Below are 18179 nucleotides of genomic sequence, written 5' to 3'. Positions count from 1 at the left end.
CGTTTTAGATGGCCGCATTACTTCGCATTTTGTTAAGCCGCTTCGGCATCCTGTTGACCGAGTTATTTCGTCATTTTGGCGGCTTATTTGTCCGTGCTTACTTATGGTTTAAGGTCGCCAAGTTTGGCATTTTCACCATTAAGCTCGGCATCTTTCTCGGCCTCTTAACCGCCATGATCAACGGTATTAAGTTGCTGGGTAATTCGATCATTGTCTCGATGCCACCCATGTTGGCCGATGGCATTAACCGCGTTATGCCCGATAACTTTTATGCCTGCGCAACCACCATCCTGTTGGCCAAGTTCCTCGTTTATACCTTCCACATTAAAGATCGGGTGTTACACCTGGGCGGTGACGTGTAATGGCCGTTTACGTCGTCACCGGCAAACTCGGCGCCGGTAAAACCCTCGTCGCCGTGGGCAAGATCAAGGACAAGCTCAATCGCGGCTGTAAAGTCGCCACCAACCTTGATTTAAAACTGGATAAGCTGATTGGCGAAAAAGCCAAACAGACCCGCTGCTACCGCATCCCTGATAAACCCGTCCTGGCTGACCTGGAGTCCATCGGCACCGGTACCGACGATTACGACGAACATAAAAACGGCCTGCTAGTGCTCGACGAATGCGGCACCTGGTTCAACGCCCGCTCCTGGAACGACAAAAGCCGCCAAGACGTCATCAATTGGTTTCTCCATGCTCGAAAACTCGGCTGGGATATCATTTTTCTGATTCAAGACCTGTCGATCATGGACAAGCAAGCCCGCGTCGCCCTCGCGGAACACGTCGTTTACTGCCGCCGCCTGGACCGCATCTCCATCCCCCTTATCGGCTCGCTCTGGTCACTGTTCGCCGGTGGCAAGATGCCCATGCCCAAGGTGCATTTGGGCATCGTCAAATACGGCGACTCCCCCACCTCCATCGTCGTCGAACGCTGGACCTACACCGGCCGCGCGCTCTACCCCGCGTACGACACCAAACAAGCCTTCTCTGACCACTACGCCCACGGCACCTATTCCGTGCTACCGCCCTGGCTCACCCACGGCAGGCTCAGGGTACCGCGTGACGCGAGGTTCTACATGAAAATGACCCGTATCTACTGGAAACGCTTTAACCGCCCGTTTCTCTCCCTGGCATCATTTGCGCTGGGCTGCTTTATCACCCTGTCGGTACTCGTCGCCGACCGCGTCAACGCACGATCACCAGACGACACCCCCGCTGCACCGCTAGCACTGCCCGACCTCAGCACCACCCGAATCGCCAGCTTTACCCAGTTTGGCGACCACACCACCTACCGTCTCATTGATAGCGACCGCCAGACCCTCACCACCGACGACCTCGCCCGCCAAGGCTTCGGCATCGTCCCTGTGAGCGCCTGCTTTGTCCGCATCGAAAATGGAGTTACCCATGCTGAAATTCGCTGCTAAAACCGCCGCATCGTTCGCCCTGGCCACCTGCATCGCCACCAGCGCCCATGCCAGCCCCATCCACATGCAAGACACCGACATTCGTGAGTTTGTGCGCTGGTACGTGGATCAAACCGCCACCCCATTAGCCATTCACCCCACCGCCACCGGCACGCTCACGGTCTACGCCCCCGATGTACCCGATCACCAGTTGGAAGAATTCTTTCAAGGCGTGTTGAGCTCCCACGGCTACACCATCCTTCCAGGCAACCCCCCGACCGTTGCCCCGGCCAGCCAATCAGCCAGCCAAAAAACACCAGGTGTTTTATCGCAGCCAACAGAACCCCACGATCCCGCCGCCGCGATCGCCAACGCCCCCACGCTGACACCACCGCCCGAACCCCAGGCCACCCACCTGTTCTCGTTCGATAACGTGCGCGCAGATGACATTGCCCCATTGATCACTAGCTTCCTCACCCAAAACGCCCAGGAAGGCAGCACCTTGCCCCGTGTGCAGGTACTCCATGCCTCCAATGCCATCTTGGCCAAGGGCCCCGCAAAGCAGCTAGAACAGCTTCAACAGTTCATTCCTCAGGTCGACGTCGCTCACCCGCAATTGCTCATTCAAGCGGTCATCTTTGAAACCACCGACGGGGATACCTTCGATCTCGGCGTCTCACTGGGGCGGGCCACGGGTAGCGGTGTCGCGGGTGGCTTCAACACCGCCAACCTAGGCACCTCGCTCGCCTCCTCCGGCGGCACCTTCGGGATCTTCGACGGGAATATACTCGCGTTTGCGATCAATGCCTTACAGCGCGACTCAAGCTCTAACGTGTTATCCACACCGCAAATACTCACCCTCTCGGGTAAGCGTGGCACTATCTCCATCGGTCAGAATGTCCCGTTCGTCACGGGCCGCGTCACCGGTGAATCAGCGGACGTTAACAGCCCCTTTCAGACCATCGAACGCCGCGATGTGGGCATCCGTTTAAACGTCCTACCGGTGGTCACCGCTTCCGGCCTGGTGATCATGGATATCACTACATCGGCTGACTCTCTTACGGATTCTGTGCTAGCCTCAGATATCATTACGAATCAACGGCAGATCAATACCACCGTTCAGATACGTTCCGGCCAAACACTGCTTCTAGGTGGCCTCTCTTCCCAGAATGACCAACAACAGGTCATGGGAGTGCCAGGCTTACAAAGCGTCCCCCTCGCCGGTCGTCTATTCCAGAACGAATCCAACTCCCGCCAACGTACAAACCTCCATGTGCTGTTACAGGCCACGGTGCTCCCTCGTTATGACGCAAAACAGCCCGTTGCACGCCCAAACGCCGCGAATACCGTAGCAGGGCTGACAACCACAGGCTGGCGTCACGAGGTCGAGACCATCCCTGTAACACGTCTCGCAGAGTAAATAGCCCAAATGAGCTACTGGCTCACTACAGCACATTGAAGCATTTTCAAAAATAGAGGATTTCATGCTATGGAACGTTGGGAACGGTACTCTATTGCGTCGCTCCAGCGCGGCGAACAAGACCAGTTTGGAAAGCTGCTTATCAGCTCGCTAGGACAGCGAGAAATGCACAATCTCCGCATATTGAACGCGGGCGTGGATACAGTACGCCAGCTCTACCAAGGCAAACCGCAGCTTCCCCAATTCGATAAGATCATCAACGTCTACAACGAAGGCAAAGGGGCCACCATGCGCCTCTTTGATCAAGAGTGGTCGGTAGGTGCCGGCGCAGCCGGTTCAGGCTTCCGCTACCGCCTCCAAAACAATGAACTAGGTGCTATCGTCTTCTTCCAGGCCCGGCACGTAAAAACCGAGAACACCGGTAGCCATCTGAAAATCGAGCTAAGCCCCCACTTCATCCAGGAGCGCTCCCCTCAGCAGTGCCAAAAGTTCATGGATATGATCGCCGCCTCCATGCTGACTCAAGGAGAGCCCGTAGGCGCAGCCATCCACCTCGCCCTGGATGTACAAGGCTGGGAGCCGCCTAAAAACTTCATGGAACGCTTCGTGACCCGCTCCAAGAAGATCATGCGGATCGACGGCATCGACACCCTGGAATTTGACCACGGCAACATTGCCACCACCTATGGCCGCGGTGAAACCTACATGTTTGGCACGGCAGGCGCCCTGCAATGCTGTATCTACAACAAGACCCTGGAAGCCAAGCACCGCGACAAAATGCACTTCTGGGAAGGTATCTGGCAAAACGCAGTCGATGACGACCTCAACAGCACCTACAACCCCGAAGAAACCGTCTGGCGTATCGAATTACGTTTCCATCAGTCCGTACTCCGTGAGTACGCTCAAGGCATCCCCTGCAACGTCGACACCGGTGAAGTGCTCGATCATAACCACGGCTTCAGCCGCTTCGTCGACGTGGTACCGCACCTCACCGGCCTCTGGCGTACCGCCATGCAATCCTATCGCCTGGACGCCCGCCGCAACCTAATCGACCCCGCATGGCAAGTCATGCAGGATGACGCTCGTTTCTACTGTCACGAACCCGGCTTTATGTACAAGCGAGCGCGGAAAGCGCCTGGGCTCGGCAACGAAAAGAACGTCACCCTGGCGTTTGGCAACCTGATTAGCATCTACGCCCGCCAGGGCATCCGCACCGACCAAGCGATAGGCTATCTCAAGCGCTCAGGTATGTGGGAAGACCTAGAACAGTACTACCGGCGACGAGACGTCAACACCGGCCAGTTCCGGCAGATCGTCGAACAGAAGCTGATAGAGCGACGATTAGTAGGCAAAGCCGCGTAATGAGCATCAAGAAAGTCAAAACCGGCTGGAAAGTGGACATCATGCCTGAAGGCCGATATGGAAAGCGTGTCCGTAAAATACTGCCTACCCAGGCAGCAGCGAAACGCTTTGAAGGCAAGGTATTAGCCAAGGCTGCCACTGGCGAAAGTTACGTCAGCCCAAAAAGGGATCGCCGCACCCTAAAAGACTTGATCAAGCTCTGGTATGACTACCATGGCCGCTCTCTCAAAGACGGCAAACGACGCAACTCACAGCTAAATAATTTAGCCGATATCATGGGCAACCCAACGGCCGCCACGATCACCCCCGTTGACGCCTCAGAATTACGCCAAAAACGCCTTGAAGCGGGGATCACACCCAACACGGCCAACCATGACCATGCCCACTTAAGAGCGGTATTTAACCAGCTCATACGGCTTGGAGAATGGAATAAGCCTAACCCCTTCGCCAAAATGCAGCCGTTGCGCCTGGACGAAAAAGAGCTCGCCTACCTGACCGATGAAGAGTTACGTCAACTTTTTAACGTACTCGAACACGCCAACAACCCAGACGTTGAATTAATCACACGCCTTTGTCTCGCCACGGGAGCCCGTTGGAGCGAAGCCCAGACCCTAAGAGCGGAAATGCTAAGAAATAGCCGTGTCACCTTCACCGGCACTAAAAACGGCCGCAACCGCACCATACCGCTGAGTGAAGAGCTTTATAAAGCGATCACCCAACACGGGCCAAGGATCGGTAGAGTCTTCCGCACCGACGCTTATAAAGCGTTCTCCGCGGCGATCATTGAAGCCGGTATAAGGCTCCCCAGGGGGCAGAGAACCCACGTTCTCCGTCACACGTTTGCGAGTCACTTCATGATGAATGGTGGTGATGTGCTAACCCTGCAGAATATTCTCGGACACAGAACCATTGCCATGACGATGCGTTATGCACACCTGTCACCCGACCATTTAGCCGATGCCATCAAATACGCGCCAAAGCTCTGTTGACACTTTGTTGACACTTTAGGAATAGCGCCCAATAAAAAAGGCCTAGCGATGAACGCTAAGCCCTTGATATCTTTGGTGCCGGTAGCCAGACTCGAACTGGCACACCCGTAAAGGCGGCGGATTTTGAATCCGCTGCGTCTACCAATTCCGCCATACCGGCAATGCGTGCGTAGTATACGTAAATTTCTAGGTAGGTCAATCACATTGACTGACTTTATGCAGCCAAAGCGCTATCCTATGCCGCCTGTTTGATCAACGTTAAGAGTTATACGCCATGCAGCGCGCGGATTTTCATTACGAGCTACCCGACGAATTAATTGCTCGCTACCCTTCTGAACAGCGTAGCGACTGCCGGTTGCTGTGCGTGGATGGCCAGAGCGGCGCGTTGGAACACCGCCGCTTTCCTGATCTGCTTGAGCTTCTTGAGCCCGGCGACCTGTTGGTGTTTAACGACACCCGCGTGATTCCGGCGCGGCTGCACGGCCATAAGGCCAGCGGCGGCAAAGTGGAGATGCTGCTGGAGCGCCCGCTGGATGCCCACCGCGGCTTGGCGCATATTCGGTCAAGTAAATCGCCAAAGCCCGGCACGGAGCTGATTTTCGAGGGTGACGTTCACGCCATCGTAGAAGGCCGCCGTGATGCGCTGTTCGAACTGCGCTTTTTAGGCGATACGCCGATGATCGCGCTGCTTGAAAAGCACGGCCATATGCCGCTGCCGCCGTATATCACCCGCGAAGACGAACTCAGTGACCGTGAGCGCTACCAGACCGTCTATGCCCGGCGTGATGGTGCAGTAGCAGCGCCGACCGCCGGGCTGCATTTTGATCAGCCGCTGCTGGATGCCCTTGCCGACAAAGGCATTAACCGTGCCTTTGTCACGCTGCATGTGGGCGCGGGCACCTTTCAGCCGGTGCGCGTCGACAACATCCTTGAACACCATATGCACAGCGAGTGGATTGAGGTCACGGAAGCCACCTGCCAACAGGTGCGCGAGACCCTGGCAGCCGGCAAGCACGTGGTCGCGGTGGGTACTACCAGCGTGCGCTGCCTGGAAAGCGCCTGCATGAAAAGTAGCGACGGCCAGATCGCACCTTATAGTGGCGATACCGACATTTTTATCTACCCCGGTTACCAGTGGCGCTGCGTGGATGCTTTAATTACCAACTTCCATTTGCCTGAATCGACCCTGCTGATGCTGGTCTCCTCCTTTGTGGGCTACGACACCATCATGCACGCCTATCAACGGGCAGTGGCCGAGCGCTATGCGTTCTTTAGCTACGGCGATGCCATGCTGTTAACCCGTTAGCGGTTGACTGCTGATTATTGACCCGCTTGCCCTGCTCCAGTCGCGCCAAACGAACGAGATTAACGAGTTACCTTTATGCGAAACGAATGCTTTATGCGCTTTGAGCGCTTGGCCGACGATGGCCGCGCCCGCCGTGGCCGCCTTCACTTTCCCCGTGGCACGGTGGAAACGCCGGCCTTTATGCCGGTGGGCACCTACGGCACGGTGAAAGGCATGACGCCGGATTCTGTCAAAGAGATCGGTGCCGAAATCATCCTGGGCAACACCTTTCACCTGTGGCTACGCCCTGGCACCGAGGTGATTGAAGCCCACGGAGACCTGCACGACTTTGCCCAGTGGGATAAACCGATCCTAACCGACTCCGGCGGCTTCCAGGTCTTTTCCCTGGGCGAAACGCGCAAGATCACCGAGCAGGGCGTGCACTTCCGCTCGCCGGTGGATGGCAGCAAAGTATTTATGGGCCCGGAAGAGTCCATGGCGGTTCAGCGTTCGCTGGGCTCCGATGTGGTCATGATCTTTGATGAGTGCACGCCCTACCCGGCCACCTTCGAGGAAGCAGAGAAGTCGATGGAGCTGTCATTGCGCTGGGCCAAACGCTCGCGGGATGCCCACGGCGACTCCCCTTCCGCGCTGTTTGGTATTATTCAAGGCGGCATGCACCCTGAGCTGCGCGAACGCTCGCTCAAAGGGCTGCTGGAAATCGGCTTTGATGGTTTGGCGATTGGCGGGCTTTCCGTCGGCGAACCGAAAGAAGAGATGATCAAGGTGCTCAACTACCTGCCCACCTGGATGCCCGATGAAAAGCCGCGCTATTTAATGGGGGTCGGCAAGCCCGAAGACCTGGTGGAAGGCGTGCGCCGGGGTGTGGATATGTTCGATTGCGTGATGCCTACCCGCAATGCGCGTAACGGCCACCTGTTCACCTCGGAAGGCACGGTTAAGATTCGTAATGCCAAGCACCGTTTCGACACTCGCCCACTCGATGAAGAGTGCGATTGCCATACCTGCAAGAGTTTCTCCCGGGGCTACCTGCACCACTTGGACCGCTGTAATGAAATGCTCGGCTCAATGCTCAACACCATCCACAACTTACGTTACTACCAGCGTGTGATGGCTGATTTGCGCGCGGCAATTGAAGCGGGTACATTGACGACCTTTGTGGAAGGCTTCTATGCACGGCGCGGCCTGCCGGTGCCTCCCCTTGCTACCTAAAGCGAATTAATCGCCACGCGCCTTGGCGCGTGGTTTAAACTGTTCAACTATGTTTTTTTGAACCAAGCTGTTAACAACCAAGCTTTTATAACCAAGCCTTTAATAAACCTAAGCTTTTTCTAACCCAGGAGCTCTCTACAATGCTGGATTTCTTCATCTCACCAGCCCATGCCCAAGAAGCCGCCGCTGGCGGTGGTATTGCGCAAATCGTCATGCTGGTCGGCTTCGTGCTGATTTTCTACTTCCTGTTGTGGCGTCCGCAAGCCAAACGCGCTAAGCAGCACAAGCAACTGGTCAGCAACCTGGACAAAGGCGACGAGATCGTCATTGGCGGCGGTTTGGTAGGTCGTATCACTAAGGTGAGCGACGAGTTCCTGACCATCGAGATCTCTGAAGGCACCGAAGTTAACGTGCAGAAGAACGCCGTTGCCGCCGTACTGCCTAAAGGCACCATCAAGTCCATCTAAACCTTGTAATACCCCTGCCGAGCCAGTGCCAGCCACCCCGGCAGGGGTGACATGGTATAAATGATGGTGAACTTTGCTGTGCGCGGCGTGTCCGTGCACAGCATTCCGTTTGTAATTGAAGGCAGGGCTTGCATGCTCAACCGTTACCCCCTGTGGAAGTATCTACTGATACTGGTCGTCCTGGTGGTTGGCCTTATCTACTCGCTTCCCAATCTATTCCCCGAAGATCCCGCTATTCAAATCAGCAGCGCCCAAGGCGATTCGCTGAATGAGCAACAGATAGAGCGTGTTGAAGCCGCGCTTAGCGAAAACGATATCGAAGTAAAAGCGCTCGAAGAAGAGAATGGACAATGGCTCATTCGTTTGCGCCATGACGATGATCAACTTCCCGCACGCGACATTGCCGCCGATTTATTGGGCGATGAGGCAACGGTAGCACTGAACCTTGCTGAAGCAACGCCGGAGTGGCTACAGGCATTCTCTGCCTCACCCATGACGTTAGGCCTTGATTTGCGCGGTGGCGTGCACTTCCTGCTGGAAGTGGATATGGACGCCGCGTTAACCCAGCGCCTTGAAGTCAACGGCAGTGCCATGCGTGAGCTGCTGCGTGGTGAGCGTATCCGCTACCGCAACACTGAAGTCGAAGAGCGTTCGCTTTCGATCGATTTCGCCAGCACCGAAGACCGCGACACAGCCCGCAGCCTGATCAGCCGCGACTTCCCTGAGTTTGAATACAGCAGCGAAGGCGATGGCCGCGCTTCAACGCTGGTCATGACGCTTAGCGATCAGTCGGTCAGCGAAATTCAGGATTACGCGATCAACCAGAACTTGACCACCCTGCGTAACCGGGTCAACGAACTGGGCGTGGCAGAGCCGATGGTTCAACGCCAAGGTCCTAATCAGATCGTTGTAGAGTTGCCGGGCGTACAAGACACCGTTGCCGCCAAGCGCATTGTAGGTGCGACCGCTAACCTGGAATTCCGTCTGGAAGCACGCAACGATACGCCGGACAACGAAACAGAAACGCATACCTTCCGTAACGAGACAGGGCGCACTGCTGAACTAATGCGCGATGTGATCATTACCGGTGACAGCGTTTCCAGTGCCAGTAACAGCTTTGATGAAAACGGCCGCCCGCAGGTCAACATTAACCTGGATGGCACCGGCGGCACGCTGATGAACCGCGCGACACGCACTAACATTGGCCGCAACATGGCGGTGCTGTTCATTGAGCACAAGAGCGAAGACACTGTAGTGACCGACCCGGAGACGGGTGAAGAGACTATCGAGCGCGAGCCTTATGTGGAGCGTGGCCTGATTAGTCTGGCAACGATTCAAAGCGCCCTGGGCAACAGCTTCCGTATTACCGGCCTCGACTCTCCGACGGAAGCCGCTGAACTGGCGCTGTTGCTGCGCTCTGGTTCTCTTGCCGCCCCCATCTACTTCGTGCAAGAGCGCACAATTGGGCCAAGCTTGGGCGCTGAAAACATTGAGCGCGGTTTGCTCTCGGTGCAGATCGGTCTGCTGCTGGTCGTGCTGTTCATGCTGGTGCGTTACAAGGTGTTTGGTGTGTTTGCCAACATCGCCCTGGCGCTGAACTTAACGCTGCTGGTCGCGGTGATGTCAATGCTGGGCGCCACGCTGACGCTGCCGGGTATTGCCGGTATCGTGTTGACACTGGGCATGGCGGTCGATGCCAACGTGCTGATCTTTGAGCGAATACGCGAAGAGCTGCGCAACGGCATGTCGGTGCAACAGGCGATTCAAGCCGGTTATGAGCGCGCCTTTACCTCCATCGTCGACGCCAATATCACCACGCTGCTGGTGGCCGTTATCCTGTTCTCGATTGGCTCCGGCCCGGTGAAAGGGTTTGCCGTCACGCTCTCTATCGGCATTTTGACGTCGCTGTTCACTGCTCTGATGGTGACTCGCGCCATGGTCAACTTGTTCTATGGCAGCAAACCCGTCAAAAAGCTGTGGATCTAATCCACGTGCTTAGCCCAGAACTTAAGAGGTGGTAATGAAACCCCTATCACACCTGCAAATCGACTTTATGGGACGGCGCAATATCGCGTTTGTCGTCTCTGCTTTGCTCTTGGTCGTGTCGATTGGCGCTATTCTGTTCCAGCAGCTCAACCTGGGGCTGGATTTCACCGGCGGTACGCTGGTTGAGGTGCGTTATGGCGCTGCGCCCTCACTTGATGCTATTCGTGTGCTGCTTGAAGAGAGCGGTTTCCAAGATGTCTCCGTGCAGACCTTTGGGGCGTCAACAGAAGTATTGATCCGCTTACAGCAAGCGTTTGATGCCGATGTTGGTGGCGAAGTCGTCAACTTGCTGCGTGCTGATGGCGATACGGTCAACCTAGTGCGCTCTGAGTTTGTTGGCTCCCAAGTCGGTGACCAACTGCGCGATCAAAGCGGCCTGGGCCTGCTGGTGGCCCTTGGCGTGGTGATGCTCTACGTGGCCTTCCGCTTTCAGTACAAGTTTGCGATTGGCGCACTGCTGGCACTGCTGCATGACGTGATTATCGTCGTGGGCGTTTTCGCGCTGTTTCAGCTCGATTTCGACCTCACCGTGCTCGCAGCGATCCTAGCGGTTATCGGCTACTCGTTGAACGATACCATCGTGGTTTATGACCGTGTGCGCGAAGCCATCCGCACCTCGCGCATCGATGACATGCCGCAGATCTTCAACGAAGCGATTAACGCCACGCTTTCGCGCACCCTGGCAACCTCGGGCACCACCATTCTGGTGCTGCTTGCGCTACTGCTGCTGGGCGGGGATATGATTGAGAACTTTGCCATTGCGCTGCTGGTTGGCATCGTCGTGGGCACGTTCTCTTCTATCTATATTGCCGCGGCGCTGCTGCTACCGCTGAAGCTGTCGCGGGAAGATTTGATTCCCACCAAGAAAGAGCTTGATGAAGAAGAGGAGGAGTTGCCTTAACGGCTCCTCCATTTAGATGGCTTCTTTAACCGACAAAAAAGCCCCTGCTGGTAACCCAGCAGGGGCTTTTTTTATCTTTACAGCTTTTATCTTTAAAAGCTTAGCATTGCTGCTTAAAAGTGCGGCGTTAGCTGCTTGATCAGTGCTTTATAAAGACGCGGCCCAGCAGCCATTAATTGCCCTTCCACTTTCACCGTGGGCTGGCCGTCTGGCGTGCCCATCAAGGCGCCCGACTCTTTCAGAAACAGCGTGCCTACTAGCATGTCCTGCTCTTCCAAGCCGAGCACGAAAGCACTGTCCACTCGCCCAGTGGCTAACTCACACAAATCAAGTAGTCCACAGCCTGTTGCCAGCAGGTTTTCTACCTGGGGGGCAAGCTGCTGTGAAACGGTTAGATAGGCAGGTAAATTGCGGGGGCGCAGCCAAACTTCCGGCAGGCTCATGGCCATGCGCGTGCCGCTGATGGCGGTTGGCTTGCTAACGCGCATGCGCTTGTCATTGTGCTGGGCACCGCGACCGCGGCTGGCGATATATTCGTCGTCGGCGAACGGGCAGATAATCACTGCGTGCTCGGGACGACCTTTAACTAGACACACCACTGAGAGTGCAAAGCCCTTACCGGCAACGGCTAAATTGGAGTAACCGTGCATCGGTTCAATTTTCCAGACGGTATCCGCGCCTTCGCCTTCACCCGCGCGATGTGGCGTAAAGCGGCCGGTCACACCGTGCTGGGGGTAACCGCGCTCCAACTGCTGAACAATCGTCGCTTCGGCCTTGCGCGCTGTCTCATCGAGCAGGCGGTCAAGGTTAAATTCATCGTGAGCGTTTTCAATACGTTCGCGTACGCGCAGAAAGTGTTCAACAGCGCCACGCGCAGCGCGCAGCGTAAATTGGACCATCGGATTCATGGTTGGGCCTTGTGACAGTGATGTTAAAGAACGTGATGCTAATAATAGAGCATAAGTAGGCGCAGGTGCCGCCTTTGGCGCGCAATTCTAGCAGACCACTCTCGGGCATGCCATCGACTCATGCTAGACTGCGCGTTTTACGCATTAATGATCCCTTGTTTTTATTAACAGGGCCTTATTAGCAGGATCTTATTAACCGGATCTTATTAACAAAGACTATTTACCGAGCCCTATCATGCTTGAGCGCATTCGCATTGTTCTTATCGGCACTAGCCACCCTGGCAATATCGGCGGCGTGGCACGCGCCATGCATAATATGGGCTTGGCAGATTTAGCCCTTGTTGCCCCCCGCTGCGAGGTCATTACCCAGGACAGTATTTCCCGCGCCTCCGGCGCTGACCACCTGCTTCATCAAGCCAGTGTGCACGCTACTCTTGAAGAAGCAGTGGCTGAGTGCACCCTGACCGTGGGCGCCAGTGCGCGCTCACGCACCCTGCCCTGGCCGATGCTCTCGCCCAGGGAATTAGCCGACCGGCTGCCCGCCGAGTGCCAAGCTGCTGAGTCACGCGTGGCACTAGTGTTTGGCCGCGAGGACAGCGGTCTGACCAATGCTGAGCTACAGCGCTGCCACGCCCACGTGCATATTCCGACTAACGCTGATTTCAGCTCGCTCAATTTGGCGGCGGCGGTGCAGGTGCTTGCCTATGAGTGTCGCATGGCTTGGCTAAGCCATGCGGATGCGCCTTCAGCGGCGCCGAGTGATGACGCTGAACTGGCTACCCACGCTGAACTTGAACGCTATTTCGAGCACTTGGAGCGCACGCTGATTGGCATTGATTTTCACGACCCCGACCAGCCGCGTCAACTGATGGCGAGACTCCGCCGGCTCTACCTGCGCGCCCGTCCAGAGCGGATGGAAATGAATATATTGCGTGGAATACTGTCGGCCACCGAGAAGGCTGCCAACACCAGGCAAACCAAGTGATAATTTATTAGGCTTGAAGATGCTGACTTGAAGACGTTACCTAACGCCCCCACGTTGAAGGTCTGTTTAGTTATCTTCATGCGATGCACTTTCAGTTGAGTGACTGCACCTCTACCGCCCAAGGATCACCTCATGTTTCAACGTCTACGTGAAGACATCAACAGCGTATTTGACCGCGACCCAGCCGCACGTAACTTTCTTGAGGTGCTGACCAACTACCCCGGCCTGCACGCTCTACTGCTGCACCGCTGCGGTCACTGGCTGTGGAAAAAAAACCTCAAATGGTTAGCGCGGACGCTATCGACGTTTTCACGCTGGCTGACCGGTATCGAGATACACCCGGGCGCCACCATCGGACGGCGCTTTTTCATCGACCACGGCATGGGCGTGGTGATTGGCGAAACGGCCCAGGTCGGCGATAACGTCACGCTGTACCAGGGAGTCACGCTAGGCGGCACCAGTTGGAACAAGGGCAAGCGCCACCCAACGTTGGGCGATGGAGTGATTGTCGGCGCGGGCGCCAAGATATTGGGCCCCTTCACCGTGGGTGCCGGCGCCAAAATTGGCTCTAACGCGGTGGTCACGAAAGAAGTACCGCCGGGCGCCACCGTGGTCGGCATTCCCGGCAAAATTGTCAAACGCACCGACCCTGATGTGGAAGAGGCACTTGATGTCGACCCCGCCCGCCGCGAAGCTATCTGCCAGAAATTTGGCTTTGATGCTTATGGTGTCAGCCAGGATATGCCCGACCCGGTAGCCCGCTCGATGCAGGCCATGCTGGATCATATGCACGCCGTGGATGAACGCATTGAGCGCATGTGTTCGACCCTGCGCAAGCTAGACGACAACTACCGTGACGGCCAGCTCCCGGCGCTACGCGAAGAAGATTTTGCTGGCATTCTGGATGAGCACGATACCGGCTGCCCAGGCGTTGGCAAACGCTCGGCGACACCGCCATCAGCTAAGCAAGAGGCTGGGCAAGAGACCGAGCAAGAAACGCTGCCACCGCGTAATGGTTGACCAAAGCACTCAGGTTTTCCCATAATGGCAACACATTTGCCGTCAGTGCGCTGAGCGTTCAGCGTCGAGGGGCTTGCCATGCGCTTGACCACCAAAGGCCGTTACGCCGTTACTGCCATGCTCGATTTAGCCTTGCATGCCCACAACGGCCCGACCAGCCTAAGCGATATCTCCCAGCGTCAAGAGATATCGCTCTCCTATTTAGAGCAGCTTTTTGCTCGCCTGCGCCGTGCAGGCTTGGTCAACAGCGTACGCGGCCCAGGCGGCGGGTATCTGCTGTCACAACCTGCGGAAGAGATTAGCGTTTCCAAGGTCATTGATGCAGTGAATGAAAGCGTTGATGCCACCCGCTGCCAAGGGCTTTCCGATTGCCAACAGGGCGACACCTGCCTGACGCACCATTTGTGGTGCGAGCTTTCCGTTCAGATACGCCATTTCTTTGACGAGATGACGCTGGCACAACTGATGCTGCGCCCTGATGTCATACGTATTGCATCGCGACAGAAACAGCGTGCCGAGGCGGGTATTCTTGCCTCCTCACCCTGACCCAACTCTCCCTGACCGACAAACTGCTGGAACATAACGATGACCACACCCACGCTACCCATTTACCTGGATTACGCCGCCACCGCGCCGGCGGATGCCCGCGTGGTTGAGGTTATGCAGCGCTACCTAACGGTTGACCAGCTATTTGCCAACCCGGCTTCGCGCAGCCATATGTTAGGTTGGCAGGCAGAACAGGTGGTTGAGCAGGCACGCCGCCAAGTGGCCGACGCGATTGGCGCCGACCCACGAGAAATTGTTTGGACCAGCGGTGCCACCGAAGCGGACAACCTGGCGCTGATCGGCTTTATGCGCGCTAACCGCGAGCGTGGCCTACACCTGGTGACCTCGACGATTGAGCATAAAGCCATCGTAGACACGGCCCATGCGCTGGAGAAAGAGGGGTTTGAGGTGACGTGGCTCACGCCAGGGCGGGATGGCTGTATTCAGCCTGAAAAGCTGCGCGAAGCGATGCGCGACGATACTGCGCTGGTCTCGCTCATGGCGGTTAATAATGAGCTGGGCAGCATCAACGATATTGCCGCCCTGGCGGCCGTTGCTCATGAGTTTGGTGCGGTCTTTCATACCGATGCCGCCCAGGCGGCAGGTCGCATCCCCTTAGACGTAGTGGCCCAACAGATTGACCTGATGTCGCTTTCCGGGCACAAGACCTACGGCCCCAAAGGCGTCGGCGCGCTATATGTGAAGCGCCACCCAGACATTCGCGTAGAGGCATTGATCCATGGCGGCGGTCACGAACGCGGCATGCGTTCCGGCACGCTACCGACGCACCAAATTGCTGGCATGGGCGAAGCTTTCGCGCTGATGCAGCAGCAGTACGATGACGACAACGCTCACATTAGCCGTTTGCAGCAGCGTTTTTTGCGCGGCCTCGAAGGCGTTGAAGGTGTTTTTGCTAACACACCACTAGATAACGCGGTTCCCAATATTCTCAACCTGGCGTTTGAAGGCGTCGACGGTGAGTCATTACTGATGGCGCTGCGCGATGTAGCGGTCTCTACTGGCTCCGCGTGCAACTCGGCAAGCGTTGACCCTTCTTATGTACTGCTTGGCATCGGCACGCCCCGCTCGCTGGCGCTCTCGTCGCTGCGCTTTAGCTTCGGGCGTTTTACTACCGAAGCAGAAATCGATCATGCGCTAACGCTCATACGCCACGCGGTGAGCGGTTTACGTACACCGCCCGGTTAAGCGGCTGACTATTTTCAAGGAGAACGCCTCATGGCAACACTCAACATTACCCCGGCTGCCGCACAACAGATTCGTCATGTGCTTGATGAGCGTGGACAAGGCCTAGGCCTGCGCGTTTCGGTCAAGCCAAGCGGTTGCTCCGGCTACAGCTACGTACTTGATTTCGCCGACACCGTTAGCGAAGAAGAAGTCCATTTTCAAGAGCACGGCGCCAGTGTCTATGTGGCGCCCGATGCGGTCGAGATGCTCAACGGTAGCGAAGTGGATTATGTCAGCGAAGGCCTGAACCGCTTTTTCCGCTTCAATAACCCTAACGTCAAAGATGAGTGCGGCTGTGGCGAAAGCTTTACGGTTTAGCCATTTAAGGACCGGTGCCATCACCGGTATTCATCCTCTGGCTTAAGCGTTATAATCGCGCCCCTAGATACCCCATCAAGCGCCGGGTAGCACCCGACGCTTGTTAAAATGCTAGCTGCTTAACGCTCTTAGCCGAATTGTTTTCTGGGCCGCCCCGGCTTTCTGGGGCGGCAATTTTGCTTAGCCCCCATTTATGGAGACCATTTATATGGCTACTGAACGCACTCTTTCTATTATCAAGCCTGATGCCGTTGCTAAAAATGCGATCGGTGAAATCATCGCCCGCTTTGAAAAAGCCGGCCTGAACGTTGTTGCCGCGAAGATGGTTCACCTCTCTGAAGAGAAAGCTGGCGGTTTCTACGCTGAGCATAAAGAGCGTCCTTTCTTTAAAGACCTGGTCGGTTTCATGACGTCTGGCCCGGTCGTTGTGCAAGTGCTTGAAGGCGAAGGCGCTATCGCCAAAAACCGCGATCTGATGGGGGCAACTAACCCCAAAGAAGCGGCACCCGGCACGATTCGCGCCGATTTTGCGGAAACAATCGATGCGAACGCTGTCCATGGTTCTGATTCTGCAGAAAGCGCTGAGCGCGAAATTAGTTACTTCTTTGGCAACGACGAAATCTGCCCGCGCTAAGCCTTTCTGGTAGCGCCGCCGTCTCAACGTCAGTTGCCGGCCATTTTGCGGGGGCCTCGCCCCCGCCCCTTTCTATAACGCTGACCGCCATGACCACCACTGTAGCCCAACATACGCCCGCCCCCCGTCCAGGCGCCGATAGCACTGAAGCCAATAGTTCAGACGTCGCCAGCACGCCTGATGCCAAAGCGACGCCTGAACGTCACAACCTGCTTGGCATGTCCCGCGAGCAGATGGAAGACTTCTTTTTGTCGATTGGCGAAAAGAAATTCCGTGCTGCGCAGCTGATGAAGTGGATTCACCAAGAAGGCAGTGATGACTTTGCTGCCATGACGAATCTCTCCAAGCCGCTGCGTGAAAAACTGGCGCGGGTAGCTGAAATTCGTGGCCCAGCGGTGATCTACGAAGGCACCTCTAGCGATGGCACGCGTAAGTGGGTGCTTGAGGTAGAAGATGGCAGCTACGTCGAAACGGTGTTGATCCCGGCCGAAAACGGTAAACGCCGTACGCTGTGTGTTTCCTCCCAGGTGGGTTGTTCGCTGGATTGCAGTTTTTGCTCGACCGGCAAACAGGGGTTTCAGCGCAATTTAACCGCCGCTGAAATTATCGGCCAGGTGTGGGTCGCCCAGCGTAGCGTTGGCCCGCGTCGTGATACGGCCAATCGCCCCGTCACCAATGTGGTAATGATGGGCATGGGCGAGCCCCTGCTCAACTTTGATAACGTCGTGCCCGCCATGAAGTTGATGCTGGATGACAACGGCTATGGCCTGTCCAAGCGGCGCGTGACGCTGTCGACCTCGGGTGTGGTGCCGATGATCGACAAGCTTGGCGATGAAATGGATGTCAGCTTGGCGATTTCGCTGCACGCCTCCACCGACGAGTTGCGCAATACCTTAGTGCCCATCAACCGCAAATATAATATTCGTGCGCTGCTGGATGCGTGCCACCGCTACCTTGCCAAGTGCCCGGACAATCGTCAGGTCACGATCGAATATACGCTGATCAAAGACATCAACGATCAGCAGGAACACGCCGAGCAGCTCGCGGCACTGCTAAAAGAGCTGCCGTGCAAGATCAATTTGATCCCGTTTAATCCGTTCCCCAACTCAGGGTACGAAAAACCATCGCGCAATCAAGTCATGCGTTTTCAGCAGTGGTTGTACGATTTGAATTACAACGCCACGGTCAGAACGACCCGCGGTGAAGATATCGACGCCGCCTGTGGCCAACTCGTTGGTCGCGTGAAAGACCGTACCAAACGCAGCGAACGCTATATTCAATCGGTACAGCTTGATGCGGACTAAGGGGTGGAGTGTAGAAAACCGGGCTTATCTTGACTTCCGCTTGGCACGGCGCTTTGATGGTCACGGTTTTTATTTAGATTAGCACTGCTGTTTGTATGTATTGCCTTACTCGCA

The 18179-nt window shown here is 56.2% G+C and carries 18 protein-coding genes and 1 tRNA gene; 17 read left to right on the top strand and 2 right to left on the bottom strand.

Annotated features, from left to right (window positions below):
• The first annotated feature begins 8 nt into the window (after positions 1 to 8).
• The 5 genes from ACXUPB_RS03130 to ACXUPB_RS03110 all read left to right on the top strand — a co-directional run bounded on the left by ACXUPB_RS03130 (position 9) and on the right by ACXUPB_RS03110 (position 5173).
• Complete coding sequence (locus ACXUPB_RS03130) at positions 9 to 362, top strand: DUF5455 family protein (RefSeq protein ID WP_472955282.1); 354 nt, start codon at positions 9 to 11, stop codon at positions 360 to 362.
• Positions 362 to 1423, top strand: coding sequence for a zonular occludens toxin domain-containing protein (locus ACXUPB_RS03125; RefSeq protein ID WP_472955281.1), 1062 nt, complete (start codon positions 362 to 364; stop codon positions 1421 to 1423). Before ACXUPB_RS03130 ends, ACXUPB_RS03125 begins: the two co-directional genes overlap by 1 nt.
• On the top strand, positions 1404 to 2822 hold the full coding sequence (locus ACXUPB_RS03120) for a secretin N-terminal domain-containing protein (RefSeq protein ID WP_472955279.1): 1419 nt from the start codon (positions 1404 to 1406) through the stop codon (positions 2820 to 2822). Before ACXUPB_RS03125 ends, ACXUPB_RS03120 begins: the two co-directional genes overlap by 20 nt.
• Positions 2823 to 2891: 69 nt before the next feature.
• Positions 2892 to 4184, top strand: a complete 1293-nt coding sequence (locus ACXUPB_RS03115; protein ID WP_472955277.1) for a hypothetical protein — start codon at positions 2892 to 2894, stop codon at positions 4182 to 4184.
• Positions 4184 to 5173 carry a phage integrase gene (locus ACXUPB_RS03110; protein ID WP_472955276.1) on the top strand — a complete coding sequence of 330 codons (990 nt, stop codon included), beginning with the start codon at positions 4184 to 4186 and terminating at the stop codon, positions 5171 to 5173. The genes ACXUPB_RS03115 and ACXUPB_RS03110 overlap by 1 nt, the downstream gene beginning before the upstream one ends.
• Before the next feature lie 73 nt (positions 5174 to 5246).
• Here ACXUPB_RS03110 and ACXUPB_RS03105 read toward each other — a convergent pair.
• Positions 5247 to 5333: transfer RNA gene (locus ACXUPB_RS03105), tRNA-Leu, on the bottom strand.
• Between the two features lie 114 nt (positions 5334 to 5447).
• Between ACXUPB_RS03105 and queA the strand changes: the two genes are divergently transcribed.
• The 5 genes from queA (at position 5448) to secF (ending at position 11105) form a co-directional block, all read left to right on the top strand.
• Positions 5448 to 6479 carry a tRNA preQ1(34) S-adenosylmethionine ribosyltransferase-isomerase QueA gene (gene queA / locus ACXUPB_RS03100; RefSeq protein ID WP_472955274.1) on the top strand — a complete coding sequence of 344 codons (1032 nt, stop codon included), beginning with the start codon at positions 5448 to 5450 and terminating at the stop codon, positions 6477 to 6479.
• Positions 6480 to 6572: 93 nt separating this feature from the next.
• The gene (gene tgt, locus ACXUPB_RS03095; protein ID WP_472956668.1) at positions 6573 to 7691 is read left to right on the top strand and encodes a tRNA guanosine(34) transglycosylase Tgt; all 1119 of its coding nucleotides are present in this window, start codon (positions 6573 to 6575) and stop codon (positions 7689 to 7691) included.
• Between the two features lie 140 nt (positions 7692 to 7831).
• Positions 7832 to 8158 (top strand): preprotein translocase subunit YajC, encoded by a 327-nt coding sequence (gene yajC / locus ACXUPB_RS03090; protein WP_071695382.1) that lies wholly within the window; start codon positions 7832 to 7834, stop codon positions 8156 to 8158.
• A gap of 132 nt (positions 8159 to 8290) precedes the next feature.
• Positions 8291 to 10144: a protein translocase subunit SecD gene (secD, locus tag ACXUPB_RS03085; RefSeq protein WP_472956666.1), complete on the top strand. Its 1854-nt coding sequence runs from the start codon at positions 8291 to 8293 to the stop codon at positions 10142 to 10144.
• A 34-nt stretch (positions 10145 to 10178) separates the two neighbouring features.
• The gene (gene secF / locus ACXUPB_RS03080) at positions 10179 to 11105 is read left to right on the top strand and encodes a protein translocase subunit SecF (RefSeq protein ID WP_335596919.1); all 927 of its coding nucleotides are present in this window, start codon (positions 10179 to 10181) and stop codon (positions 11103 to 11105) included.
• A gap of 113 nt (positions 11106 to 11218) precedes the next feature.
• On the opposite strand, the gene ACXUPB_RS03075 is transcribed toward secF, so the two are convergent.
• Positions 11219 to 12013, bottom strand: coding sequence for an inositol monophosphatase family protein (locus tag ACXUPB_RS03075; protein ID WP_335596920.1), 795 nt, complete (start codon positions 12011 to 12013; stop codon positions 11219 to 11221).
• Positions 12014 to 12248: 235 nt separating this feature from the next.
• On the opposite strand from ACXUPB_RS03075, the gene trmJ reads away from it, so the two are divergent.
• The 7 genes from trmJ (at position 12249) to rlmN (ending at position 18065) form a co-directional block, all read left to right on the top strand.
• The gene (trmJ, locus tag ACXUPB_RS03070) at positions 12249 to 12998 is read left to right on the top strand and encodes a tRNA (cytosine(32)/uridine(32)-2'-O)-methyltransferase TrmJ (protein ID WP_472955270.1); all 750 of its coding nucleotides are present in this window, start codon (positions 12249 to 12251) and stop codon (positions 12996 to 12998) included.
• A gap of 132 nt (positions 12999 to 13130) precedes the next feature.
• Positions 13131 to 14018 carry a serine O-acetyltransferase gene (gene cysE, locus ACXUPB_RS03065; RefSeq protein WP_336274862.1) on the top strand — a complete coding sequence of 296 codons (888 nt, stop codon included), beginning with the start codon at positions 13131 to 13133 and terminating at the stop codon, positions 14016 to 14018.
• Between the two features lie 78 nt (positions 14019 to 14096).
• Complete coding sequence (gene iscR / locus ACXUPB_RS03060) at positions 14097 to 14564, top strand: Fe-S cluster assembly transcriptional regulator IscR (protein WP_035564577.1); 468 nt, start codon at positions 14097 to 14099, stop codon at positions 14562 to 14564.
• A 39-nt stretch (positions 14565 to 14603) separates the two neighbouring features.
• Entirely contained in the window at positions 14604 to 15770 is a 1167-nt protein-coding gene (locus ACXUPB_RS03055) for an aminotransferase class V-fold PLP-dependent enzyme (RefSeq protein ID WP_472955267.1), read from the top strand.
• A 30-nt stretch (positions 15771 to 15800) separates the two neighbouring features.
• A complete protein-coding gene (locus ACXUPB_RS03050) occupies positions 15801 to 16127 on the top strand; it encodes a HesB/IscA family protein (RefSeq protein ID WP_008959762.1) in 327 nt (108 codons plus the stop codon).
• Between the two features lie 208 nt (positions 16128 to 16335).
• Positions 16336 to 16761: a nucleoside-diphosphate kinase gene (gene ndk, locus ACXUPB_RS03045; protein ID WP_035564581.1), complete on the top strand. Its 426-nt coding sequence runs from the start codon at positions 16336 to 16338 to the stop codon at positions 16759 to 16761.
• Between the two features lie 89 nt (positions 16762 to 16850).
• Complete coding sequence (gene rlmN / locus ACXUPB_RS03040) at positions 16851 to 18065, top strand: dual-specificity RNA methyltransferase RlmN (RefSeq protein WP_472955265.1); 1215 nt, start codon at positions 16851 to 16853, stop codon at positions 18063 to 18065.
• The last annotated feature ends 114 nt before the right edge of the window (positions 18066 to 18179 follow it).

It is taken from the genome of Vreelandella sp. DA03-1M (assembly GCF_055725665.1).
Note: the sequence above shows the minus strand (reverse complement) of the source record. Positions and strands in the feature narration are given on the sequence as shown.

Bases quoted from the DNA above. Each gene is read 5' to 3' on its own strand.
- ACXUPB_RS03130 (WP_472955282.1), top strand. From the start codon at position 9: ATGGCCGCATTACTTCGCATTTTGTTAAGCCGCTTCGGCATCCTGTTG.
- ACXUPB_RS03125 (WP_472955281.1), top strand. From the start codon at position 362: ATGGCCGTTTACGTCGTCACCGGCAAACTCGGCGCCGGTAAAACCCTC.
- ACXUPB_RS03120 (WP_472955279.1), top strand. From the start codon at position 1,404: ATGCTGAAATTCGCTGCTAAAACCGCCGCATCGTTCGCCCTGGCCACC.
- ACXUPB_RS03115 (WP_472955277.1), top strand. From the start codon at position 2,892: ATGGAACGTTGGGAACGGTACTCTATTGCGTCGCTCCAGCGCGGCGAA.
- ACXUPB_RS03110 (WP_472955276.1), top strand. From the start codon at position 4,184: ATGAGCATCAAGAAAGTCAAAACCGGCTGGAAAGTGGACATCATGCCT.
- queA (WP_472955274.1), top strand. From the start codon at position 5,448: ATGCAGCGCGCGGATTTTCATTACGAGCTACCCGACGAATTAATTGCT.
- tgt (WP_472956668.1), top strand. From the start codon at position 6,573: ATGCGCTTTGAGCGCTTGGCCGACGATGGCCGCGCCCGCCGTGGCCGC.
- yajC (WP_071695382.1), top strand. From the start codon at position 7,832: ATGCTGGATTTCTTCATCTCACCAGCCCATGCCCAAGAAGCCGCCGCT.
- secD (WP_472956666.1), top strand. From the start codon at position 8,291: ATGCTCAACCGTTACCCCCTGTGGAAGTATCTACTGATACTGGTCGTC.
- secF (WP_335596919.1), top strand. From the start codon at position 10,179: ATGAAACCCCTATCACACCTGCAAATCGACTTTATGGGACGGCGCAAT.
- ACXUPB_RS03075 (WP_335596920.1), bottom strand. From the start codon at position 12,013: ATGAATCCGATGGTCCAATTTACGCTGCGCGCTGCGCGTGGCGCTGTT.
- trmJ (WP_472955270.1), top strand. From the start codon at position 12,249: ATGCTTGAGCGCATTCGCATTGTTCTTATCGGCACTAGCCACCCTGGC.
- cysE (WP_336274862.1), top strand. From the start codon at position 13,131: ATGTTTCAACGTCTACGTGAAGACATCAACAGCGTATTTGACCGCGAC.
- iscR (WP_035564577.1), top strand. From the start codon at position 14,097: ATGCGCTTGACCACCAAAGGCCGTTACGCCGTTACTGCCATGCTCGAT.
- ACXUPB_RS03055 (WP_472955267.1), top strand. From the start codon at position 14,604: ATGACCACACCCACGCTACCCATTTACCTGGATTACGCCGCCACCGCG.
- ACXUPB_RS03050 (WP_008959762.1), top strand. From the start codon at position 15,801: ATGGCAACACTCAACATTACCCCGGCTGCCGCACAACAGATTCGTCAT.
- ndk (WP_035564581.1), top strand. From the start codon at position 16,336: ATGGCTACTGAACGCACTCTTTCTATTATCAAGCCTGATGCCGTTGCT.
- rlmN (WP_472955265.1), top strand. From the start codon at position 16,851: ATGACCACCACTGTAGCCCAACATACGCCCGCCCCCCGTCCAGGCGCC.